Annotated in this window: 23 protein-coding genes; 1 reads left to right on the top strand and 22 read right to left on the bottom strand. The window is 39.9% G+C overall.

The genetic code is table 11. The features are described from left to right. Positions 1-830: 830 nt before the first annotated feature. The 8 genes from QFX38_05675 to QFX38_05710 are packed head-to-tail and all read right to left on the bottom strand — an operon-like array spanning position 831 to position 6,479. Complete coding sequence (locus tag QFX38_05675; GenBank protein ID MDI9624356.1) at positions 831-1,640, bottom strand: winged helix-turn-helix transcriptional regulator; 810 nt, start codon at positions 1,638-1,640, stop codon at positions 831-833. 5 nt (positions 1,641-1,645) lie between these two features. Beyond that, the gene (gene recJ / locus QFX38_05680) at positions 1,646-3,031 is read right to left on the bottom strand and encodes a single-stranded-DNA-specific exonuclease RecJ (GenBank protein MDI9624357.1); all 1,386 of its coding nucleotides are present in this window, start codon (positions 3,029-3,031) and stop codon (positions 1,646-1,648) included. A gap of 1 nt (position 3,032) precedes the next feature. Continuing rightward, entirely contained in the window at positions 3,033-3,317 is a 285-nt protein-coding gene (locus QFX38_05685; protein ID MDI9624358.1) for a signal recognition particle subunit SRP19/SEC65 family protein, read from the bottom strand. 6 nt (positions 3,318-3,323) lie between these two features. Beyond that, positions 3,324-4,097 carry a uroporphyrinogen-III synthase gene (locus QFX38_05690; GenBank protein ID MDI9624359.1) on the bottom strand — a complete coding sequence of 258 codons (774 nt, stop codon included), beginning with the start codon at positions 4,095-4,097 and terminating at the stop codon, positions 3,324-3,326. Beyond that, positions 4,097-4,813: a uroporphyrinogen-III C-methyltransferase gene (gene cobA, locus QFX38_05695; GenBank protein ID MDI9624360.1), complete on the bottom strand. Its 717-nt coding sequence runs from the start codon at positions 4,811-4,813 to the stop codon at positions 4,097-4,099. Before cobA ends, QFX38_05690 begins: the two co-directional genes overlap by 1 nt. A gap of 3 nt (positions 4,814-4,816) precedes the next feature. Next, positions 4,817-5,476, bottom strand: a complete 660-nt coding sequence (gene purQ, locus QFX38_05700; GenBank protein MDI9624361.1) for a phosphoribosylformylglycinamidine synthase subunit PurQ — start codon at positions 5,474-5,476, stop codon at positions 4,817-4,819. A 2-nt stretch (positions 5,477-5,478) separates the two neighbouring features. Further along, positions 5,479-5,730, bottom strand: a complete 252-nt coding sequence (gene purS, locus QFX38_05705; GenBank protein MDI9624362.1) for a phosphoribosylformylglycinamidine synthase subunit PurS — start codon at positions 5,728-5,730, stop codon at positions 5,479-5,481. Then, entirely contained in the window at positions 5,727-6,479 is a 753-nt protein-coding gene (locus QFX38_05710) for a phosphoribosylaminoimidazolesuccinocarboxamide synthase (protein MDI9624363.1), read from the bottom strand. The genes purS and QFX38_05710 overlap by 4 nt, the downstream gene beginning before the upstream one ends. 144 nt (positions 6,480-6,623) lie before the next feature. On the opposite strand from QFX38_05710, the gene glmS reads away from it, so the two are divergent. Then, on the top strand, positions 6,624-8,447 hold the full coding sequence (gene glmS, locus QFX38_05715; protein ID MDI9624364.1) for a glutamine--fructose-6-phosphate transaminase (isomerizing): 1,824 nt from the start codon (positions 6,624-6,626) through the stop codon (positions 8,445-8,447). Positions 8,448-8,644: 197 nt separating this feature from the next. Here the strand turns inward: glmS and QFX38_05720 are convergent, their stop codons facing one another. The 14 genes from QFX38_05720 to QFX38_05785 all read right to left on the bottom strand — a co-directional run bounded on the left by QFX38_05720 (position 8,645) and on the right by QFX38_05785 (position 20,478). After that, positions 8,645-9,076: an ACT domain-containing protein gene (locus QFX38_05720; GenBank protein MDI9624365.1), complete on the bottom strand. Its 432-nt coding sequence runs from the start codon at positions 9,074-9,076 to the stop codon at positions 8,645-8,647. Between the two features lie 10 nt (positions 9,077-9,086). Continuing rightward, complete coding sequence (locus QFX38_05725) at positions 9,087-10,382, bottom strand: phenylacetate--CoA ligase (protein MDI9624366.1); 1,296 nt, start codon at positions 10,380-10,382, stop codon at positions 9,087-9,089. Between the two features lie 113 nt (positions 10,383-10,495). Beyond that, positions 10,496-11,101: a superoxide dismutase gene (locus QFX38_05730; protein MDI9624367.1), complete on the bottom strand. Its 606-nt coding sequence runs from the start codon at positions 11,099-11,101 to the stop codon at positions 10,496-10,498. Positions 11,102-11,115: 14 nt separating this feature from the next. Further along, positions 11,116-11,763, bottom strand: coding sequence for a peroxiredoxin (locus QFX38_05735; GenBank protein ID MDI9624368.1), 648 nt, complete (start codon positions 11,761-11,763; stop codon positions 11,116-11,118). A gap of 5 nt (positions 11,764-11,768) precedes the next feature. Next, positions 11,769-12,287, bottom strand: a complete 519-nt coding sequence (locus QFX38_05740) for a ferritin (GenBank protein ID MDI9624369.1) — start codon at positions 12,285-12,287, stop codon at positions 11,769-11,771. A 7-nt stretch (positions 12,288-12,294) separates the two neighbouring features. Further along, the gene (locus QFX38_05745; protein ID MDI9624370.1) at positions 12,295-13,455 is read right to left on the bottom strand and encodes an FprA family A-type flavoprotein; all 1,161 of its coding nucleotides are present in this window, start codon (positions 13,453-13,455) and stop codon (positions 12,295-12,297) included. 1 nt (position 13,456) lies between these two features. Then, entirely contained in the window at positions 13,457-13,618 is a 162-nt protein-coding gene (locus tag QFX38_05750) for a rubredoxin (GenBank protein ID MDI9624371.1), read from the bottom strand. A gap of 26 nt (positions 13,619-13,644) precedes the next feature. Continuing rightward, on the bottom strand, positions 13,645-13,806 hold the full coding sequence (locus QFX38_05755; protein ID MDI9624372.1) for a rubredoxin: 162 nt from the start codon (positions 13,804-13,806) through the stop codon (positions 13,645-13,647). Between the two features lie 322 nt (positions 13,807-14,128). Continuing rightward, entirely contained in the window at positions 14,129-14,257 is a 129-nt protein-coding gene (locus tag QFX38_05760) for a hypothetical protein (GenBank protein MDI9624373.1), read from the bottom strand. 743 nt (positions 14,258-15,000) lie between these two features. After that, a complete protein-coding gene (locus tag QFX38_05765; GenBank protein MDI9624374.1) occupies positions 15,001-15,489 on the bottom strand; it encodes a hypothetical protein in 489 nt (162 codons plus the stop codon). A gap of 121 nt (positions 15,490-15,610) precedes the next feature. Then, positions 15,611-15,988: a desulfoferrodoxin gene (locus QFX38_05770; GenBank protein ID MDI9624375.1), complete on the bottom strand. Its 378-nt coding sequence runs from the start codon at positions 15,986-15,988 to the stop codon at positions 15,611-15,613. 11 nt (positions 15,989-15,999) lie between these two features. Then, the gene (locus QFX38_05775; protein ID MDI9624376.1) at positions 16,000-16,572 is read right to left on the bottom strand and encodes a rubrerythrin family protein; all 573 of its coding nucleotides are present in this window, start codon (positions 16,570-16,572) and stop codon (positions 16,000-16,002) included. A gap of 5 nt (positions 16,573-16,577) precedes the next feature. After that, entirely contained in the window at positions 16,578-18,413 is a 1,836-nt protein-coding gene (locus QFX38_05780; GenBank protein MDI9624377.1) for a cation-translocating P-type ATPase, read from the bottom strand. Between the two features lie 22 nt (positions 18,414-18,435). Further along, positions 18,436-20,478 carry a thioredoxin domain-containing protein gene (locus QFX38_05785; GenBank protein ID MDI9624378.1) on the bottom strand — a complete coding sequence of 681 codons (2,043 nt, stop codon included), beginning with the start codon at positions 20,476-20,478 and terminating at the stop codon, positions 18,436-18,438. Positions 20,479-20,507 lie beyond the last annotated feature (29 nt).

Raw genomic sequence — 20,507 nt, forward strand, 5'->3', positions numbered from 1 at the left:
TTTCTAAATTTGGACCTTTTATCTTCATAAACTTACGAATGGGAATGAAGTTATATTAGTGCCGTGTCCATAAAAAATTTTAAGTGTAGTGGAAAATTACATTAGTAGATTGAAGTTCAAGTTTAGGGTGGAATGTTGGATCTTAGTAGAATTTTTTTATAATATGACCCGCATCCTTTCTGTGGTAGATGAGCCAAAGCCGTAAATGCAGATTTTTATATTATGCCAAAACTAAAAAGAGATCAAATTTTTTGCTAAAAGGATTTATATGTCTCCCAAGAGATTATAGTGTTTATTTGCGTGAAGGCACTTATCTGATACCTGTTTTGGATGGGATGCTACGCTTGTTAAAATCAAGTGCAAAAATAATGAACATATCTGCAGTCCTCTTCTATATTACTTAAAGTAAAAAATGAAGTGAAAGGAAAGTGTTGATTTAAAAGTGCGATTCTTTCGTGACCGTGAGTAAAATGGAGAAGAACCCCCCTTAAGAGAATTTCCACCAATGTTTTGTTATTTATCCATCGGTAAAACTTCACGAAAAAAGGCTTTACTTTCAGAGAATGAAAGATCAAAATCATGTCTCCCAGAAAATATTCACCATAAGAAATTATGAAATCTTCTATAAAGGCGCTGATTTTGTGATTGATGCTTTTAAGGAGTAAAGAAAATTTTACAAGCGCTGAATTGTCTATAATGGGCTTATCTTGGCTGGATGTGACAAAAAAGGCTAACGCTAGCATCCAAAAATTTAAAGATTGGTTCTTCAGAGAATTAATATAGATTAGAGCCTAAACTTATGATGTGAATCATCTTCGCAATTTGGGAGATCAAGTCAAGCTTCTCCCACTTTTCTTAATAACATTTTCTATCTTGTATTCTATGTTCTCTTCTTCGAGCTTTCTTGCTATGCTTTTACTCATCCTACCAACAGCTAATACTAGGACGTTGAGGCCTCTTTTTGCCGCGGCTAAGGTTGCCTCTGGTGTTGCGAATTCAAAATCGACTTTCAAATTTAATTTGTTGGCCACAGCCCTTGCCACTGTCCCCATTATACCAACCTTGTCATGACCTTGAGCGTATATTTCTTTTATTTTTTTGAGGTTTGTGGCTCTGGATCCTCCTTCGTTTATCCTTGGGAGTACTATTATGGTTACTTTACCCTTTTTGAGGTTTATCAGTCCGCTAAGTTCTGTGAGAGCCACGTCTTCACCCTTCTTGGCGTCGTGTAGGACTTTTCCGTGGGCTTGGCCGTCTGTTCTCTTTTTTGCGTATAATATTCCGTCTTCCATGAAGAGTTCGACTTCTTCGCCCTTTTTGAGGTTTTCTTTTGCTATGGCTGGCCATGTTGACTTGTAAGTGCTCATTGTTTCTAACACGCTATCGGCATACTTTCTTAGTGTTATGGCTTCTCTTTTTAGTTTTTCTATTCCCCTTTTTGTTAGTTTGTAGTGTGATCTTCCGTCTCCTGCTTGTATGTACCCTTGGTCTGTTAGTGTTTTTATGTTTTCTGAGACGGCCTGTACTGTTATGCCTAGTTTTTCTGCGATGTCTCTTTGTCTTATGTGTGGTTGGTTTTCCGCTATCTCGGCGAGTATTTGGAATTTTGTCAGTTCTCCTTTCTTTTTGAATTCTTTCATTGTGTTCACCCTATTTTGCCTTCGAGTGAATTGTCCAATAATTCCAAGAATTTTTCCTCAGTTCCGGGTGGTATGTAGGCTCCGCATGCCATTGCATGTCCTCCTCCGCTGCCGCCGACTTTCTCTGCTATTTTCCTTATTATGGATCCGAAGTGTATACCATCTAATGCAAGGAGCCTCGAACAGCGTAAAGAAACCTTTGTGCCATGTTCTCTGATTCCTAGGCCTATTATGGGTTTTCTCCAGTCACCGTAGCCTATTATCATCCCTGCTATGGTGCCTATCACATTATCCTTTATTTCTGTAGTCTTGAAATATTGTAGGTTCTTTTTTTGTTTTAGGAGGTCTTCTGTTTCTATTAGTTCCACTTTTTCTGCTAGGTATCTTCTATGGGCTCTTGAAACACTTTCCAATTCATCTAGGGCCGATCCTCTTTCTCCTTTTAGTATTCTAAGGGCTAGTTCGATGTCGTTGTTCCGGCTGCAAGCGTTTATGGCCGTTGAAAATTCTGCCAAGTCCCGCAGTGGAGTGTATTTCTCCTCACCTGTAAGGTCGTAAGCTTCTGCAGATACTAGTTGGGGAATGTATTTCACGTACCTTGGGGGTACCTCCCTTGAGAGCATTTTAACAAGTTCCGAGAAAAGCTTGCTTTTTTCTTCCATGGTTAAATCGCATAAGCAACGGTATCTTTCCCCTTCCTTGTATGGTATCCCAAGCTTTTTCAATAACAATATAGATTCTGTCCTGTTATTAGTAATTGGGAGGTTAACATCACTGAAGTATGAAAGGGCCACAAATATGGGCTTTGTTTGCCTTCCATAGATTGATAGATCTTCTATGACATCTATTTGCCCCAGCCTTCTGCTGTCTTTTAGTATTTGATTGTTTAAGCCTGTTAGTTTGCCTGTTAACGAATTTTGCAAGTCTCCTACAGCTGATAATACGCCCATCCAGCTAGTCTCATATTGGTTGAATTTTTTTGAGAGGAGGTATGCCATTCCACCTCCTGATATTTGGGTTGAACCATCTATCCCATGCTTTATGGGGTTCAGTTCTAGCAGTTCTCCTTTCGGGTTCTTTCTTGGGAGTGGTGGATGGTGATCCAAGATTATGATCTTTGAATTGGATGTGGTGATCTCTTCTATGCGTTGGCCTGATCCCATGTCAGTGAAGATGGTAAGTTCATTTTCTATTTTGATGTCCTCGACTTGGTTTAAGTTTATGAAGTCGATTTCATGTTCTTTTCCTAGTCTTTCAAGGAGTATTGAAATAATAGCTCCGGCTGTTATACCATCACAGTCACGGTGGCTGTAAACTTTAATATCCTCTGAAGATTCTATGATATCCTTAGCTTTCAAAAAGCCTTTATCTAATCCTGGGGGTGTTTTCATATTATGCTCCCTTCTTTCGAGAAGCTTTTATCATTTTACTTATCTTGAGGAGTAATTCTCTCTTCTTTAGGTTGTTATGTTCTATTATGACCCTTCCACTGCGCTCCCACCATGATGGCGGATATGCTTTGTCTGCTTCTACCTTTGCCTTGAATTTTAACCTTTCAGCTGCTTTTCTGATCTCATTTAAGGTTGGAGATTCTACTGCATGCTTTCTTGGGATTTTCCTCCCTTCTTTTTTTGTTTTTTTAGAGTCGAGGTAGGCGGGCCATATGATTGTTTGCATCTGTTATCAGTCCCCTGAAAGTTCTTGGAACAGTCTCGTGAGCATGTCTTTTATCGTGTAATTTTCGGGGGTTATCGCGGTTATACCATATTCTTTGAGTTTTTTGGCGGTTATGGGGCCAATAGCGGCCACTATTATTCCACTATTGGATAATTTTTCTATTATATCCTCTTTTTTGTCTTTAGCCGCTTTTATGAGGTTTTCCACGGTTAATGGACTTGTGAATGTTATGGCATCTATCTCCTCTTTTAATATTTTTTCTATGAGTTTTTGGATTCTGTCGCCTTTGGGTCTTGTGGATTTGTATGCTTCTGCTATATAAACATTGGCACCCATTTTTTGGAGGCTTTCTGGTAATATGTTTCTGGCTGCGAGCGTCCTTGGTATTGCAACATTCTTGTTTCGCATATCATAAACTGATAATGCTTCGACTAACCCCTCTGCGGTGTAATCTGATGGGATTACATCTGCCTCTAATCTTAGTTCTTTGAGTGCCTCACGGGTTTTGGGGCCTATAACTGCGATTTTCGAACCTGGTTTTAGTTCTATTTTCTTGCAGTGTTTTTTTAGGGATTTTATGGCTGCTGGTGATGTGAAGATTATCCAATCGAACTCTTTGAGGTTTTCGCATAATCTTATTAGGGTTTTTGTTTTGGGGGTTTGGATTTGGAGTGTTGGTGCGACGAATGGTGTGCCACCCGCTTCTTTTATTAGTTTTATGGCTTCTTCGCATCTTTCCTCTGGTCTTGTTATGGCTATTACTTTGCCCTTCAAGTCCATTATGGGTCCTCTTTTATTATTTTCTTGTATAGGTTTACTATGTGTCCTATGATGATTATTGCAGGTGGTTTTATATTCTTTGTGTGTATGTCTTCTAGTGTTGCGAATGTTATTTTTTCTTTTTCTGTTGTGCCATTTTCTATTGCGCAGACTGGTGTGTCAGCTGGACGATATCTCATGATCTCTTTTGTGTTCTTTTCGAGGTTGCCCACACCCATTAATATGATAATGGTGTCTGCTTTGTAATCCCAATGTACCTGTTTTTTTTCCTTTGTAGGGTCTTCATGGCCTGTTACGACAGTGAATGAAGTTGCAAGGCCTCTGTGGGTTATGGGCAAGCCGGCTGCCGTGGGCACTCCTATGGCGGAGGCTATACCTGGTATTGTCTTTGTTTTTATTCCATGGGATTTTAGTGCTAGGAGTTCTTCACCTCCGCGGCCGAATACGAATGGGTCGCCCCCCTTTAATCTGACCACTATATTGTTTTTTTTAGCTTCTTCGACTATTATCCTGTTTATCTCTTCTTGTGTCTTGGAGTGTTTGCCGGGTTTTTTACCGACGTATATGAGTTTAGCATCCTCTGGGGCATATTCTAGGATTTTATTGTTGATTAGACGATCATATATTATGACATTAGCCTTTTTTATGATTTTTAGCGCTTTTAGTGTGATGAGTTCTGGGTCTCCTGGTCCCGCGCCGATAAGATATACTACCATACTTTACACCTTAATGTATTCTATTATACCCTTGAAAAATTTTATACCATCCGCGGATCCTAAAATGGCCTCTGAAGCCCTTTCTGGGTGGGGCATTACTGCACATACGAGCCCTGACTCGTCACAGACTCCTGTTATACCCTCCAATGACCCGTTGGGATTTTCTGAATAAAATTGTAAAACTACCTGATCATTATCCCAAAGCTCCTCTAGGTTCTCAGTGTAGTATCTTCCTTCTGCATGGGCGATTGGCATCCTAATAATCTCATCCTTCCTATAAAGTGAAGTGAATGGTGTTCTGGTAGTTTTAACTTTTAGTTTTGTCCATTTGCAATTGAATTTTGGGTATTCATTAACTGTGAAAACCCCGGGTACTAGGCCGACTTCCGCAAGTATCTGAGCTCCATTACATATTCCCAGTACTGGTTTTTCTTCTTCTACAAGCTCTTTTACACCATCCATAACTGGTGTTATGGCTGCTATCGCCCCTGCCCTGAGATAATCCCCATATGAGAACCCCCCAGGTATTATAACCGCGTCTAAATGTCCTAAGTCTTCTTGATCCCACCATATGTATTCTGGTTTGGCCCCCACCAATTTTAGGACGTGGTAGACGTCTCTGTCACAATTTGATCCTGGGAATCTTATAATTCCAATCCTCATATTTAATCCTCAGGTTTTATATTAATTTGATAGTCGTGTATTACCGGATTGCAGAGGAGGCGCTGGCACATGTCCTCAACTTCTTCTTTAACCTTCCTCTCGTCATCTTCTTCCATCGTAAAAGTTATAATATCCATTGTATTGGTATTTTCAACCTCGTATCCTAGCAGTGCCAAGGCTCTTTGTATTGTGGCTGCTTCAGGGTTTAGCATGCCCCTTTTTAATTTTATCCTAACTTCAACATTGAATTTCATAATAGATCATCCTTTAGTTTCCATCTTTTTTTATCCTCCTCATCCAGGATTAGTGAGGCAACTTTCCTATAAGCTTCTATTATGTTGCCTTCACCTCTCCTAAAAAGGTCCTTGTCTAGAGTTTTTCTGGTTTTGATGTCCCATAATCGGCAAGTGTCTGGGCTTATCTCATCACCCACTAGTAATCTACCATTGTATCGTCCAAATTCTAATTTAAAATCTGGTAGTAGTAGGCCTTTATCCTTTAGGAACCCTTTTAAGGTGCTGTTAACCTTTAATGTTATATTCCTTATTTTGTCTAGTTCTTCCATGGTTGTGATGCCAAGGGCCGTGGCTATGTCATCATTGAGCATAGGATCCCCATATTCATCACTTTTGTAGTCTATTTGTATTATGGGCTCCTTGAATTCTTGTCCCTCCTTAAACGGGTACCTTCTTGTGAGACTTCCTGTTGCTATGTTCCTCGCTATAACTTCTATGGGTATCATCTCAAGTTTCCTAGCAAGGATGTATCCTGGTTTTACCAATCTTATATAATGTGTTCCTATATTAGCGGCTTCAAGAACCTCAAAGAACTTGGCAGATATTATAGAGTTGTAGTATCCTTTCATAGGGATCTTGTCACGTTTTTCACCATCACCTGCGGTTATATCATCCCGGAACCTGATCATGATCTCATCTGGATGCTCTGTATCATATATGTCCTTCGCCTTGCCAGTGTAGAGTAATTTTCCAACTTTCATGGTTATCACATCTTCCTAGGGGAGAACTTATATAAGTGTTGGGACCATTATTTTGATATATTATCGACAAAGTTTAAGTATACATCTGTTCATGATTATACACTATAATCCCAGAGTATAAAGATCATGAAGCTTCTCCAGGTGAAAATAATGTGTGGTATAGCTGCTTGCATGCTAAAAAATGGTAAAGCCGCCCCAATATTACTAGGATGTGTTAAAAGGTTGGAATATAGGGGTTATGATTCCGTTGGTATCGCAACACTCAATTCAAGCATAATAGTCGAAAAAGACGAGGGTAAAATAAAAGATTTTGAAAAATCTCTAGATCTTTCTAAATTAGCAGGTAGGATAGGCATTGGCCACGTTCGCTGGGCAACACACGGCCCTCCAACAAAGGAAAATGCACATCCACACCTAGATTGCGAAGGAAAGATAGCAGTAGTCCACAATGGGATAATTGCAAATTATGAGGAACTAAAAGATGAACTTAAAAGTGAGGGGCACAAGTTCGCATCAGAGACAGATACTGAAGTCATAGCACACTTAATAGAAAAATATAAAAATAATGGACACAACCTCGAAGAGGCTGTTAAAAGAGCTCTTAAACGTTTAAAGGGCTCTTATGCGATAGCTGTGATTTCATCAGACGAACCTGATAAGATTATAGGCGCCAGGAAGGAAAATCCATTAATAGTGGCGAAGGGTAATTCAGGATATTTTCTGGCCTCAGACACCCCAGCCATATTAGAACATGCAAGAAATGTCATATTCTTAGAGGATAATGAAATGGTCATAATAGATGATACAGGACACCAAATAAAAGACTTAGAAGGTAAAATTAAAAAGAAAGAGTTCGAATACATTGAATGGACCCCCGAAATGGCTGAAAAAGGCGGCTACGAGCACTACATGTTAAAGGAAATATACGAGCAACCACAAGTTCTAAGAGACACTCTCAGGGAATTCAAAACAGTCCAAAAAGTTGTGGATGAAATAGGGGAAATAAAAAGGATATGCTTCGTGGCATGTGGAACCTCATACCATGCAGCCCTCGTCGGCAAATACCTTTTTGAAAGCATCCTCCACATACCGACAGATGCCATAATAGCAAGCGAATTCCAATACACTGCCAACACGCTCGACGAGGAAACCCTTGCAATATTCATAACACAATCAGGTGAAACCGCAGACACACTCAACGCATTAAAAGCCGCTAACAAAAAGTCAAAAACATTAGCAATAGTAAATGTCCTCGGGAGCACAGCCACAAGGGAAGCAGACCACGTAATATACACTCGAGCGGGTCCGGAGATGGCTGTCGCGGCAACAAAAACCTATATATGCCAATTAGCTTGCATATACATGTTAGCAGCCATCATAGGCCAGAAACCCGAGCTCATAGAAGACTTGAAAAAACTCCCCAAAGAAATAGAGAAAATACTAGGAAAAGAGGAGTTCATAAAAGAGATCGCAGAAACCTACAAAGACAAGCCTGATTTCCTGTTCATTGGACGCGGATTCTCATATCCAACAGCACTTGAAGGAGCCCTAAAACTCAAAGAAATAACATATATTCACGCTGAAGGTTACGCTTCCGGAGAACTAAAACACGGCCCCATAGCATTAATAGAAGAAGGGGTGCCAGTAGTGGCCATAGCACCCCCACCACTCCCATTAAAAACAAAGAAAATAGAAGATAAGGATGAATTCCACAATTCACATAGTTTAACCTTAAGCAATGTTGAAGAGGTTAAATCAAGGGGTGCGGAAGTCATAGGTCTTGGAGCAGAAGATGATGAAGAATTTAAAAAGAATACAAGTGTCTACATATCATTTAATCCAAATATAAGAGAAGAAATATCACCAATCCTCTATATCATACCATTACAGCTCTTAGCCTATCATATCAGTGTAATGAAAGGCGAAGACCCTGATCACCCAAGAAACCTTGCAAAGTGCGTAACAGTAGACTAAAAATTTCAGAGAGTCCACTGAAAAAACTTTAGGGTTAACCAAGCTCCTTGGAGGAAGGCGACCCCCCCAGCGAGGTCTTTTCATTCCATAAAACTAAATAAGTTAATATTGGGGGGATCCAAAAAAACCAACCACCTTCATGTGTGTGGGTCTTCCACACACAATTTTTAATGGTTTCTTTGAAATCCTTCCTAGACTCAGAGTTCGTAAACTTCTTCAGGTGTTAATATTGTCGCCCCACCATCTTGCAATGCTTTTATTGTCCTGTCTATGTCGTCAGCTTTTAAAAATAGTATAGCTTTGTCTTCTTTTTCATGTACAAAAGCGTATATGTATTCTAGGTTTATCTGAGAATCTTTAAGTATTTTTAAGATGGATGCAAGGCCTCCTGGTCTGTCTTCTAATTCTACTGCTATTACTTCATTCGTTTTAACTGCGAAATCGTTTTTTTCAAGAATCTTCTTCGCTTTCTCCGGTTCCGGGACTATGAGCCTCAGTATACCGAATTCTGAAGTATCCGCTAAGTATAATGCTCTAATGTTTATATCCGCATCCTTTAATGTGTTGAGGGCTTTCCAAAGTCTTCCTTTCTTGTTTTCTAGGAATATTGAGATTTGTTTGACCTTCATATTATGAACCTCAAAATTTTCTTTTATCTATAACTCTAACCGCCTTTCCTTCACTCCTTGGCAAGGTTTTGGGTTCTACAAGGGTTACTTTAACCCTTAATCCTATCTCATCCCTTATATATTCTTCAATTTTCTTTTGTAGCTTCATCATTTCCCCTATATCATCTGAGAAAACCTCTGGTGAAGTTTCAACTTTAACTTCCATTTCATCCATAAGATGTGGCCGGGTTACGATTATCTGGTAATGAGGTTGGAGTCCGTCAATTTTAAGCAAAGCCTTTTCTATCTGTGAAGGGAATACTGAAACACCTCTTACCTTTAGCATGTCATCGGCACGCCCTGTTATCCTTGAAATCCTTGCTAAGGTTCTCCCACAACCGCATTCAGTATAGTTTATTGAAGTGATGTCCTTTGTGCGGAATCTGATAATTGGCATCCCAACTCTCGTAAGGGTCGTTATGACGAGTTCACCCCGTTTTCCAGGTGGTAATGGTTCTCCTTTACTATTTATAATTTCAGGAAAAAAATGATCTTCGAAAATGTGTAAACCGTTCTTTTCTGAGCATTCCATAGCGACTCCTGGGCCGATGATTTCTGTGAGCCCATAAATATTGAAAGCGGGTGCATTGAAACGTTTTTCAAGTTCTCTTCGCATCTCTTCGGTCCACATTTCGGCTCCGAATCCTATAGCTTTTAGTTGGAATTCCCGTGGATTGTAGCCTTCTTCTTCCGCAACCTCTGAAAGGTATAACCCATAAGATGGTGTGAATATTATGACTGTTGTCCCAAAGTCCTTCATTATCTCGATTTGTCTTCTTGTCTGGCCAGTTGAAATGGGGATTACTGTTGCACCTATTTTCTGCGCTCCATAGTGTACTCCGAATCCTCCTGTGAATAGACCGTAACCGTGCGTATTTTGTATGATATCATCTTCTGTAACCCCCATCATTGTAAGGCCCCTCGCCATCACTTCACTCCATATTTTTATGTCCTCTTTTGTGTAACCTGAAACCACGGGTTTTCCTGTGGTCCCTGAGGATGTGTGCACTTCTATTATCTCCCTTTTGGGGGTTGCGAACATCCCAAAAGGATAAGCTTTCCTGAGATCATCTTTTGTCGTATAGGGTAATTTTTTTATATCATCAAGAGTTTCAATATCCTCAGGGTAAATATTATTCTCATCGAATTTCTTCTGGTAGTATGGTACCTTCTCATATACCCTCTTTAGGGTATCCTGCAATCTTTTAAGTTGTAATTCCTCTAGATCATCCCTTGTAATGCATTCCATTTCTTCATCCCAGATCATCTAAACCAGCCCTCTTTTTTTAACTAAAAAAATATTGAAAGTTTTTTGATAAAAAAATAGTTTTTGCCTAGGGTAGGATTATTCGCGAAAAAAATAAGAAAAAAAGGAGAATTTTAGAGTGATTCTATCCTATTGTTTACTTCATCCCAGTTTATGATGTTCCAGAATGCTTCAACATAGTCTGGGCGCAAGTTCTTATAATCAAGGTAGTAGGCGTGTTCCCACACATCTAAAACAAGGAGAACCTTACATTGTGGTATTAGGTTAACATTGTGCTTCTCAACTTGGACTATGAGTAGACGATCCGTGAGTGGACAATATGTTAGCATGGCCCACCCAGAACCCTCAGTGCTTAGAGCAGTCTGTGAAAATTCCTCCTTGAACCTTTCGAATGTTCCGAAGTCATTTTCTATATGATCTTTGATTTTGCCGTGGGGTTCTCCCCCGTTCTCGTCTGCAGGGCCCATGTTCTCCCAGAAGAACCTGTGTAATAAGAAGCCTCCAACATGGAATGATAATTCCTTTGCAATGGCTTTATAGTCTATGCTTGCATTTGATTCGCGGGCTTCATCCAATTTTTTAATTAGGTTGTTGGCACCGTCCACATAGGCTTGATGGTGCTTCTGGTGGTGTATTCGCAGTTGTTCCTCTGAAATATAGGGTTCAAGTTCATCATACCCATAGGGCAATTCTGGTAATTCATAAAATTTCTTTTCCATGATATCATCCTATTTTATAATTTTTTGTAGCAGAGCCACCAGTCAAAGCAGTTTTCTTTGCCTTTTCTCTTCTTGGCGGTTTCAATGTCTGTTGGTGGCGGTATAATAACCCCCTCGCCAATTATCTCATTTTCAGGCCAATTGGCTGGCAGTGCAACGCCCTCTTCGTCGATTGTCTTGAAACCTTTTATCATACGGAGTATTTCATCCATGTTACGTCCAAGCTCCTGTGGATAATAGAGTATGGCTCTTATTATACTCTGTGGGTCTATGATGAAAACTGCCCTTACTGTGTTGGTTGGTCTTGCAGGGTGTATTAACCCGAGTGTATCAGCTACTTTCCCTGTGTCTGCAATTATGGGAAATTCTATTTCTACTTCCATGTTCTCTTTTATCCATTCGGTCCATTTTAGGTGTGAGAATACTTGGTCTACGCTTAATCCTATTAGTTCACAGTTTAGTTCCTTGAATTGGGGGTATCTTTTTTGGAATGCTATGAATTCTGTTGTGCAGACTGGTGTGAAATCTGCTGGGTGGCTGAATAGTATGAACCATTTTCCCTTGTATTCTGTTGGGAGTTTCATCATCCCATGTGTTGTCTGGACTTCCATTTCTGGGAACTTGTCCCCTATAAGGGGCATTCCCTCCTTTTTATCTTCCATTATTTTTATCCCTCCTTTTCATCTGTTGGTGGGTTGAATACTCTCCCAGCGAGCTCGTTATCTACCATTAGGATGCCCGCCGGTGATTCAGATGCAAGTTTAACCTTCCTGAGGAGTTCCTTTGCTGACTCCTCCTCTTCAACCTGTTCCGCCACGAACCATTGGAGGAAATTATAAGTGGCATGATCCTTCTCCTCCAGGGCCAAATCCACAAGATCATTTATTAGACCTGTGACTTTCCTTTCATGCTCTAGTACATGTTTACTAACATCTAATGGGGATTCCCACTCTTCGGGTGGTTTTTCGATCGTTTCAAGGGTTACTCGCCCATCTCTTTGGACTATGTAATCGAAGAATTTCATGGCATGGGTTAGTTCCTCTTGTGCCTGGACTCGCATCCAATTAGCAAATCCTGGCAGGTCAGAGGCCTCATAATATGCGGCCATTGAAAGATACAAATAGGCTGAATATAATTCCGCATTCAATTGTTGGTTCAAGGCTTCTTCCATCCTTTTACTTAACATTTTTTCATCATCTCCTCAATTTTTTCTTTAATCTCATTGCAAGTTTGTCTAACCTTTCAAAATCTTCTTTGCGAGGTTTGCCCTTTATGAGCACGGGCTCTAAAAATTCGACATTTATGGTCTCAAGTAGTTTTTTGGTTTCTTTTTCGATGAGGGTGCCCCAACCATATGATCCTATTAATGCAATGTATTTTATTGGTGGTTTGAGCATGTTAACAAGGTATAGTGTGGAGGCTACACGTGGATGCGGCCTAGTTAATACTGTGGGGGATGCTATGATCATGGCCATTGAATCGACGAGTTCCATTAAGAGCTCCCCCGTATTAGTATTTGCAAGGTTTAATACTCTGGTTTCAACATTCAAGTCCATGAGTGTTCTTGTGATGTGTTTGACCATGAGTTCCGTGCTTCCATGCATTGAAATATAGGCTATGACCACCTTTTTTGATCTCTGTGATAACCATTTTTCATAAAGGCCTAGTATGATTTCTGGTTTTTTTATGAGGGGGCCGTGTGATGGTGCTATCATTTTTATTTCAAGGTTTTTGAGCTTTTCGAGGTTTCCTTGTACCATTTGGGAAAATGGCATCATTATATGGGCATAGTATCTTTTGGCCTCCTCGTGGATGTCCTCTAACTTCGATATTGTCTTAGTTGTTGCAAAGTGTGATGCAAAAAAGTCGCAAGAAAATAGTATAGCTTCTGGTAGGAGATATGTTACCATGGTGTCTGGCCAGTGAACCCAGGGGGTTACTATGAAATTTAGTTGGTGGTGGCCGGCCGATAATATTTGTCCATCTTCTATACTCTGGATTTTATCAGCTGGGATTCCTAATAGATTTTCTAGGAGTTCTTTGCATGCTCTTGTCCCTAGGATCTTAGCATTGGGATATTCCCTTAGCAGGGTGGGTATTGCACCCGAGTGATCTTGTTCTGCATGTTGTGATATTATATAATCTATTTGAACATTTAAGGATTCAAGATCCTCTAATAGTTCCCCCGCCATTGAGGGTTCTGTGGAATCTATTAGGATGTTCTTCTCGTCTTTTATCAAAAAAGAATTGTATGTTGTACCCTTTGGAGTTTCTAATATGCTGTCGAAGGTTCTTCTATCCCAGTCGAAGTTTTGGAGAGCGTAAACGTCCTCTGCTATTTTTTTAATTACCATTCTAATCAATCTTCTTGAATTGGTCCTTTCCCACTCCACAGATGGGACAAGTCCAATCATCTGGCAAGTCCTCGAAGGGTGTTCCAGGTTTTATACCATGGTTTGGGTCACCCTCCTCTGGATCATAAATATATCCGCACATCTGGCACTGGTATTTATCCATTTTAACCCCCAACCCATACACCCCCTTTAATCTAATGGTTTAAACATCCTCTTAGGAGCCCCACAGGAAGGGCACCTCCACAAGTCGGGTAGATCTTCAAAAGGCGTTCCTGGGGGCGTGTCCCTACGCGGTTCGCCCTTCTCTGGGTCATAGATGTATCCACAAACCTTGCACTTATACTTCTTCAAAGATGACACCATACAAAATTTTAAACACTCAATAGTATTTAAAATTATCGAACAAATTATAATACATCTTGTATGCCACCATAGGCGTCGTACAAAAATATAAGCCATCTATTGCTAATATAAAATCCACTGCTTGTTTAAATGCGTGTTCTGGAATTTTATAGGTGCATGTTAAACTATTGCTGGCATGCCCCTTCCAACTAGTCATATTTGAAAGCTCATATTTAATAACTTGATCCTATCATCCATTATATTTTAGCAGTTAGATGTGGGATAAAAAGGAGCATTCTCCCCCCTATAATGGCCCATATTAGAGTGAATATCAACCATAATTTATTGAGATCCTCTCTATGTCATGGATAACATATTCTCTGGCTAATTGTCTGTTCAACATCCTTTCCTCATCCTTGGGACTTTTTTGTAAAATTAACCCTCCATTATGTAATATCATTTCTTCAGAGATTTGTTTTCTCTTCTTATAGCTTTGATGATGGCCTCATGGGTCCGAAACTCTGGAGGGCACATCTCGCCTATACTATTCTATCAGGAAAGTTAGGGTCTCTGATGATGCTTCCCCATACTCGTTTTCGCATATAATAATTTCACTCGCTCTTCCTACTTAGATAAAAAAAAGTATGGAAAAGCCGCAATGAATGTTAAAATATCCAAATCTTCCATGATATTCTAAACTTTAAAGTTTATAATTTTGGTAGACCGGCATAGCATCGTAATAACATTTACATATAAAACATAAAGTTGGGGGGTGTCTGGTGACAAATTTGGGACGCTCGTTGTTAATCGTCTATACAGCCATGTTTGACTCTGAAGATTATTTTATTGGCCATATCAACATTCTATTTCGTGAGCAAACCAATGTAGCAAAAGGATTCCCATAAGCCTTCCAGCACCCCACTTATATATTCTTCAGTTCATATATGGGCATTGATATCTCAAAATTTTTAACTGAAATTTGTACTCTGATTTTCAAATAATAGCTTGAAAACTTTTATAATGGAATCTGCCCCCAATATCCGTTGAGATTCCAATCAGAGATACTCCCCCCAAAGGAATCCGCCACAACCGCAAATAGAAATATTAGTCATTTTGCCTTCACTATATTGTGACTATCCATATTAGACAATATTCTGCATCACTAATGTTCTTTTTAACGAAAAGCACGATATTGCCAGTATTTTAGATGTTGAACTTTTGGGGATTTTTATTTACTAATTCGTCTCGTTGCCTTTCATAATCCTTAGCCTCGTACATGAACTTATTCGCAAGTTCTAGACTGTCATTGGCCGATTCTATCTCATCTATTCTGAGGAGTTGTATTGCATTTTTAAGTTCTGAGGTGGCGTTCAATTTTGCATCTATTTCCGCTAATACAAGTTTCAAATATTCTACGAATACCTCATCCCCTGCCTCTTCTGCATATGCCATGGCCTCGGATGTTAAAAGTCGGGCCGCATTATATTCAGATGATGCTGATTCACATTTTTCAAGAGCACTCTCCAGCCTATGACTGTTCACATCCTCTGCAGCCCCATTGTAATATTCATCACCCTTTTTAAGGTGTTGGTTGATATCCCCTGATAACCTGTTTATTTCATTTATATTAGAAATGCACCCACTGCAAGAAACGATTATAATTATAATGACTAATACAAGTCTTCTTTTCATGTTTCTTACTCCTTCGGGGAGAGAACACACCATGTATGTGGTGTCTCCCAGAATTCCCTGGAGAGACCCCCCAACATTAACATGCTTTAATCTGTAGACCATAGGGGGCTCGACGCTCTTTTTAATCATGCCATAGTCCATGTATGTTACAATATGATCTTACCATGATTTTCTTGGTTGGTTTTTCTCTGAATGTTGCCTCTGGCTTGTCACCTGCTTTGAGGGTTTTCCTTAACACTTTATCATCTATTATGAGTTCTATCCATTGGATGTGGTGGCCTTCCTCCATTGGATGTGCTGTTTCACCAACTTTCACTTTTAGGCCTTCTTCTGTCTCCTCTACTATGGGGATGTGTTTCTCCGGGCCTACGTCTGTGTGCCTTGCTAAGAGTAGCTCCATTGGCTGGTCGCAGCATACTAAGCGCCCTTCACCGGGGTTGAGAATTTCGACTATGTTACCACATATGTTGCATCTGAATATTTGGTTTATACTCGTCAATTTTCCCCTCCTTAATATTTTTCACATTTTACTTGGAAGTATCTGCTCGGATGGTCGCATGATGGACATTTTTCAGGCGGCTTTTTGCCTTTATGTGTGTAACCGCATTTTCTACAAGTCCATATGACTTCTTCATCTTTCTGGTAAACCCTATTGGACTCTACAAGTTCTAGGAGCTTTTTGTACCTTTCTTCGTGGTGTTTTTCAGCGACTGCTATGGCTCTTAGGCGTTTAGCTATATCATGGTACCCTTCTTCTTCCGCGATATCTGCAAATTCAGGGTACATTTCACTATACTCATAATTTTCCCCTTTTATAGCCGCTTTAAGATTCTCAGCAGTGTCTGATAATGTGAGTGGGGCTTCTGCCTCCACCGTTATAGGATCATCGGCTCCTTTTAGTTCTTGTATCATCCGGAATAACCATTTTGCATGTTCTCTTTCATTATCCGCTGTTAAATTAAATATCTCAGAAATTTGTTCAAATCCTTCCTTTTTAGCTATTTTAGCATAGAATGTGTATCTATTCCTTGCTTGGCTTTCACCAATAAAAGCCTTAATTAAATTCTTAAGGGTTTTGCTCATGCTTTTCACCTCCTCTTTTTAATGGTTTTGGAATTTAATATTGGAATTACAACGCTGAGAACCATCAGAGCAGCCCCCAAGGGTGGGTTTATTTGCTTGTATAGTATTCCTGTGGCGAGGGGTATAGCTACTATGTTGTAGATTGCAGCCCATGCAAGGTTTTCCTTTATCTTATTATGAGCTGCTATAGCAATTTCTAATATACTTGGAATATCCAATGGGGTCCCCCATGGGATTATGATATCAGCGCCTTCGATGTCCAATTTATGACCTGTTCCTATGGTTATCCCAAGATCTGCTTGCTTTAGGGCTGGTATGTCATCTGGTTGGCTTATCATCCCAACCCTCAGCCCATCTTCTTGCATTTTCTTGATTTTTTTGGCCTTTTCTTCTTTTGTGAGTTCTGCGTGGTATTCATCTAATCCTAGTTCCATGGCGATGGGTTCGGCGACTTTCTTATGGTCTCCTGTTAACATTATACATTTTATTCCCTTGTCTTTGAGGGTCTTTATTGTCTTTTTCGCCCCTTTTTTTATTTTGTCTGAGAGTCCGATGCACCCTTTAAGTTCATCGTTGATGATTATAAATGCGAGTGTTTTTCCTTGATCTATCATTTCTAGGATTTTTGGGTTTTCTATTTGGAATCCTAGATCTTTAATGTGTTTGTAACTTGTGATTTGGATCTTCGTATCTCCTACGTATCCTTTGATTCCTTTTCCTGGGATTGTTTTAGATTTTTTCACTGGTATGGGCTCCTTGGCTACTTCTCTTATACCCTTTGCTATGGGGTGTTGGCTTTTGGATTCTATGGCAGCGGCATAGTTGATTATGTCACCTTCATCTATTTCATCATCTAAGGATATGATATCTGTTACTTTGAATTGGCCCGTTGTGAGGGTTCCTGTCTTGTTGAATACCATGGTGTCTAGTTGGCGTGCGGTTTCATATGATTTTTTGTTTTTTATGATTATACCATTCTTTGCAGATATTATCGTGGCTGCTAAAATTGCAGTGGGTGCTGCTAATCTGATGGCATGTGGTGATGCTGCTAAAAGTACTGTTATCGCATGTTCTAGTGCTGGTGTCATGCTTTCCCAGTAGAAGAATGTGAGTATTGCTAATGCGATCACTATTATTATGAGGGTGGATGCAATTTTGTCTGCTGATTCTTGTATTGTGGTTTTATCTTTTCTTCTTAAAAATTCTATTATTTGGGGGATGAATGATCCTTTGCTGGTTGCTATTGCTTCTATTAGGATAGGTTTTTTGATGTTTATTGCTGCTGCTGTCACTGTTTCTCCTGGAGTCTTCTCTATATTGTTTTTAATGATTGGGTGTATCACGGTTGAACCTTTTATTATTATACCATCTGTTGGTATCACTTCCCCGTTTTTTACTAGTATGAGGTTTCCCGGCCTTATATTATCTGTGGGGGCGTTCTTGACCTTTCCGTTCTCTATAATATGTACATTCTCCGGTATGCTGCGCATAGGCTCTTCTAATGGTTCCTTAATTTTTTCTGTTAATTTTTTTCCGAGCCAACGCCCAAATAATATTATCATGATGATTATTGCCAATTCTATGGGGATAATCCCTGCTGAAGGTGTTGATATGACGTAGAGGTAGGCCGTCGTAATTGCGATAATCGCTAAAATCGTGGATCCTAGTTTTTTCTCTTTCAATTCTCTAAAAGCGTCTCTAAAGAATGGATAGCCTCCATAGAAAAAAATCATAGAGGATAGTAATATTGTGCCCCAGTATCCTAGGCTGGATCCTACTATGGCGATTATGGCTATTGTTAGCAGGGTGCAGATTATGAGCCTTTTTTTGAAAGTTTCCATGGGGGATAGCACCCCGATCCCATTATTTGGTTAGGATATCTATTATAGCTTCTGGGTCTTTTATGGGTGGATGGCAGGTTTTATCCTTGCATAAGTAATAGGTGCACTCATTGAGTAGTTTCTTATTTCTTAATGTTTCCGGTGCGAATGACCAGTCACTGTCTTCCAGTTTAAGAGTCACTGTAAAGTATGGTATAAATGTACTTTTTAGTTTATGGGGTATGCATGATCTTGTCCGAGCTGCTATAACTAAACTACTGCCACCTGTTTGGTGCCAGTGAGCCCCCACCAAAAGTAAGGTATAAGCTAGAGGTATTCGTTTAATCTTGGCTACGAATGACTTTATGATGTGTTCTGCAATTTTGATCATAGCTTCATCTTCTAGTATGCTACCCATTCTTAACAAGTTTAGTGCATGAACAGAATTACCTGATGGTGTTGCACTATCAGAACCCTCTTTTTTCCTTATTAAAAGACTATCAGAATAATCAGCCGTGAAAAAGAATCCCCCATTCTCATCATCTCTGAAATGTTCGTTTAATTCCTCTGATAATCCTAGGGCGAGTTTTATGTATTTTTCATTGAAGGTTGCGTCATATAATTCTAGTATCCCCCAGATGAAGAAAGCGTAATCATCAAGATTGCCCCAAATTGCACTTTCACCATCCCTGTAACGATGCATCAACCTCCCATTCTTATAAAGTTTGTCCATGATAAATTCCAGCGCATCCTCGGCTACATTCAAATACCTCTTGTCTCCCAGTACCTTATAGCCCCTTGCAAAGGCTGCTATCATAAGCCCATTCCAGTCTGTAAGTATCTTATCATCCTTATTGGGTGGTGTCCTCCTCGACCTATAATTGAAGAGTTTTCTTCTACCATCCTCCACTTCCTCTAGGAATTCAGTGGGGTCTATTCCTTTCTCTTCTGCGAATTTTTCTGGCATGGTCTTCATATAAAGGACGTTTTTGCCTGAGGGTTTTCCGGTCTCATCTAGTAGGTTGCCCTCTTCTTTGACATTGAAGAATTCACAGAGCAAATCAGAATCTAAAATTTCTCTTAATTCTTTCATTGTCCAGAGATAAAACTTGCCTTCTTCTCCTTCACTTTCCGCATCCTCTGCCGAATAGAACCCACCCTTGGGGGATCTCATCTCCCTTATAACGTATTCAAATATTTCTTTTACTGTTTTCTTGTAGAGTTCCTTTCCCAATACTTGATAGGCTTCAAGGTATGCTATGGCCATTAAAGCTTGGTCATAAAGCATTTTCTCGAAATGGGGTATCCTCCATGTAGGGTCAACAGTGTAACGATGAAAACCATACCCTACATGGTCGTAGATACCCCCAAAGCGCATTTTATCAAGGGTTAATTCAACCATACCCAAGGCTTTTTTATCTTTTAGAAGACCATACCTTAACAAGAAGTAAAGATGATTTGGTAGTGGGAATTTCTGTGAAGACCCGAACCCCCCATTTTCATGGTCAAAGGCCTTCTTCAATTCCTCGAATCCTGCATCTATTATCTTCTCCTGGATTTCATGTGGTTTTGTGGGTGCGTTCATCCTCTTGATGGCCATAGTGATCTCGGTGGCTGCATTATCTATGTCTTCTGGCTTTTTTTCCCAAAGTTCCCCAGTTTTTAATATGATCTCTTTTAATCCGGCCACGCCATGGCTTGTCTCCTTTGGGAAGTATGTGCCTGCGAAGAACGGTCTACCATCAGGTGTTAGGAATATAGTGAGTGGCCAGCCCCCTGTACCTGTGAGGAGTTGGCAAGCGTTCATATAAATATTGTCAATGTCTGGTCTTTCCTCTCTGTCAACTTTAACTGGTATGAATGTTTCATTTATGAGTTTAGCGATTACCGGGTCATTAAATGATTCTCTGGCCATCACATGGCACCAGTGACATGTGGAATAGCCTATTGACAAGAATATGGGCTTGTTATACTTTTTTGCTGTCTTAAATGCTTCTTCACCCCATGGAAGCCAATCTACGAGGTCATGGGCATGCTGTAAAAGATATGGACTCTTCTCTTTTATAAGGGCGTTTTCATGTTCCATCCAAAATTCTCCTAGTAAATTATTCGGTA

This window comes from Methanothermobacter sp. (assembly GCA_030055615.1).
Taxonomy (GTDB): Archaea; Methanobacteriota; Methanobacteria; order Methanobacteriales; family DSM-23052; genus Methanothermobacter_A.

What these genes read in the sequence shown, in the direction of transcription:
- QFX38_05675 (MDI9624356.1), bottom strand. Translation starts at nt 1,640, where the DNA reads ATGAAAGAATTCAAAAAGAAAGGAGAACTGACAAAATTCCAAATACTC.
- recJ (MDI9624357.1), bottom strand. Translation starts at nt 3,031, where the DNA reads ATGAAAACACCCCCAGGATTAGATAAAGGCTTTTTGAAAGCTAAGGAT.
- QFX38_05685 (MDI9624358.1), bottom strand. Translation starts at nt 3,317, where the DNA reads ATGCAAACAATCATATGGCCCGCCTACCTCGACTCTAAAAAAACAAAA.
- QFX38_05690 (MDI9624359.1), bottom strand. Translation starts at nt 4,097, where the DNA reads ATGGACTTGAAGGGCAAAGTAATAGCCATAACAAGACCAGAGGAAAGA.
- cobA (MDI9624360.1), bottom strand. Translation starts at nt 4,813, where the DNA reads ATGGTAGTATATCTTATCGGCGCGGGACCAGGAGACCCAGAACTCATC.
- purQ (MDI9624361.1), bottom strand. Translation starts at nt 5,476, where the DNA reads ATGAGGATTGGAATTATAAGATTCCCAGGATCAAATTGTGACAGAGAC.
- purS (MDI9624362.1), bottom strand. Translation starts at nt 5,730, where the DNA reads ATGAAATTCAATGTTGAAGTTAGGATAAAATTAAAAAGGGGCATGCTA.
- glmS (MDI9624364.1), top strand. Translation starts at nt 6,624, where the DNA reads ATGTGTGGTATAGCTGCTTGCATGCTAAAAAATGGTAAAGCCGCCCCA.
- QFX38_05720 (MDI9624365.1), bottom strand. Translation starts at nt 9,076, where the DNA reads ATGAAGGTCAAACAAATCTCAATATTCCTAGAAAACAAGAAAGGAAGA.
- QFX38_05725 (MDI9624366.1), bottom strand. Translation starts at nt 10,382, where the DNA reads ATGATCTGGGATGAAGAAATGGAATGCATTACAAGGGATGATCTAGAG.
- QFX38_05730 (MDI9624367.1), bottom strand. Translation starts at nt 11,101, where the DNA reads ATGGAAAAGAAATTTTATGAATTACCAGAATTGCCCTATGGGTATGAT.
- QFX38_05735 (MDI9624368.1), bottom strand. Translation starts at nt 11,763, where the DNA reads ATGGAAGATAAAAAGGAGGGAATGCCCCTTATAGGGGACAAGTTCCCA.
- QFX38_05740 (MDI9624369.1), bottom strand. Translation starts at nt 12,287, where the DNA reads ATGTTAAGTAAAAGGATGGAAGAAGCCTTGAACCAACAATTGAATGCG.
- QFX38_05745 (MDI9624370.1), bottom strand. Translation starts at nt 13,455, where the DNA reads ATGGTAATTAAAAAAATAGCAGAGGACGTTTACGCTCTCCAAAACTTC.
- QFX38_05750 (MDI9624371.1), bottom strand. Translation starts at nt 13,618, where the DNA reads ATGGATAAATACCAGTGCCAGATGTGCGGATATATTTATGATCCAGAG.
- QFX38_05760 (MDI9624373.1), bottom strand. Translation starts at nt 14,257, where the DNA reads ATGATATTACATAATGGAGGGTTAATTTTACAAAAAAGTCCCAAGGAT.
- QFX38_05765 (MDI9624374.1), bottom strand. Translation starts at nt 15,489, where the DNA reads ATGAAAAGAAGACTTGTATTAGTCATTATAATTATAATCGTTTCTTGC.
- QFX38_05775 (MDI9624376.1), bottom strand. Translation starts at nt 16,572, where the DNA reads ATGAGCAAAACCCTTAAGAATTTAATTAAGGCTTTTATTGGTGAAAGC.
- QFX38_05780 (MDI9624377.1), bottom strand. Translation starts at nt 18,413, where the DNA reads ATGGAAACTTTCAAAAAAAGGCTCATAATCTGCACCCTGCTAACAATA.
- QFX38_05785 (MDI9624378.1), bottom strand. Translation starts at nt 20,478, where the DNA reads ATGGAACATGAAAACGCCCTTATAAAAGAGAAGAGTCCATATCTTTTA.